We start from the raw sequence: 1,025 nt of genomic DNA on the forward strand, positions 1-1,025 counted from the left end.
TCCTACGTCGTCATACACACGATACTTACCAAAACTACGATTACGGTTACTCAGTCTCTGACGCACAACAATTTGTTGGTGAGTTCACAGGTAAACGTCGTGGCGACATGGCAGAAGTTGAAGTGAAAAACAAATTCGTTGTAGGTGACAGCCTGGAGTTAATGACACCAAAAGGTAACGTTGTTTCCACTCTAGAAGCGATGGAAAACCGCAAATCAGAGTCAATTGCAGCCGCAAAAGGTAACGGCCACTTCGTATTCATTCCTGTTCCTGAAGACATGGACCTAGAATACGGTCTGTTGATGCGCAATCTAAACGCAGGCCAGGACACTCGTAACCCTACTGGTAAGTAATCATGGCGTTACTCATCACTGACAAATGCATTAACTGCGACATGTGTGATCCGGAATGCCCGAATGGCGCGATCAGCATGGGAGACAGCATCTTCGAAATCGACCCTAACTTATGTACTGAGTGCAAAGGTCATTACGAAAAGCCTACCTGTCAGTCAGTTTGTCCAATAACAAAATGTATTATTACTGATCCAAACCACATTGAGACAGAAGAGCAATTGCTTGAAAAGTTTGTGGTGATTCAGGGACTCGCCTAAATAAAATGAGGTTCAACTTTGCGAACAAAGTTGAACCTTTTTTTATCCTGATTTTTCGATTGGATAGATATTGCAAAACAACTCTTTCTCAAAGTGATACTCGAGTCTTTCACGCCAATTTTCAGCTTGAGATACAGGAATTAAATAGAAGTTTTCCCTGCTCGTATCTGTAACGAAAGCCATTCCATATTGCATTAGCTCGTAATGCACATCATTAACAAATCCCGGATCGAGACGCTGACGTCCCGTCAGGTGATTAACATCTTCACGAGTCAATAAAACTCCCTTGGGATCACTGCTAAATCTGTGTCTTAACCACTCTGCAAATTCTTTTGCACAAATCATAGTCATGGTTTTGTCCTTGATTCATTCTACGGCAGGTCACTCCACAACCCCGCCTCTATACCTTGTCTGC

The 1,025-nt window shown here is 42.8% G+C and carries 3 protein-coding genes; 2 read left to right on the forward strand and 1 reads right to left on the reverse strand.

All coding sequences use genetic code 11. The features are described 5' to 3' along the window. On the forward strand, positions 1–353 hold a 353-nt coding region (locus tag R7O13_RS24645; RefSeq protein WP_318304907.1), incomplete at its 5' end, for a U32 family peptidase C-terminal domain-containing protein. Between the two features lie 2 nt (positions 354–355). Next, complete coding sequence (locus R7O13_RS24650; RefSeq protein WP_005460170.1) at positions 356–610, forward strand: YfhL family 4Fe-4S dicluster ferredoxin; 255 nt, start codon at positions 356–358, stop codon at positions 608–610. Positions 611–652: 42 nt separating this feature from the next. On the opposite strand, the gene R7O13_RS24655 is transcribed toward R7O13_RS24650, so the two are convergent. After that, positions 653–961 carry a hypothetical protein gene (locus R7O13_RS24655; protein WP_005496359.1) on the reverse strand — a complete coding sequence of 103 codons (309 nt, stop codon included), beginning with the start codon at positions 959–961 and terminating at the stop codon, positions 653–655. Positions 962–1,025 lie beyond the last annotated feature (64 nt).

The organism is Vibrio sp. Y176 (assembly GCF_033438945.1).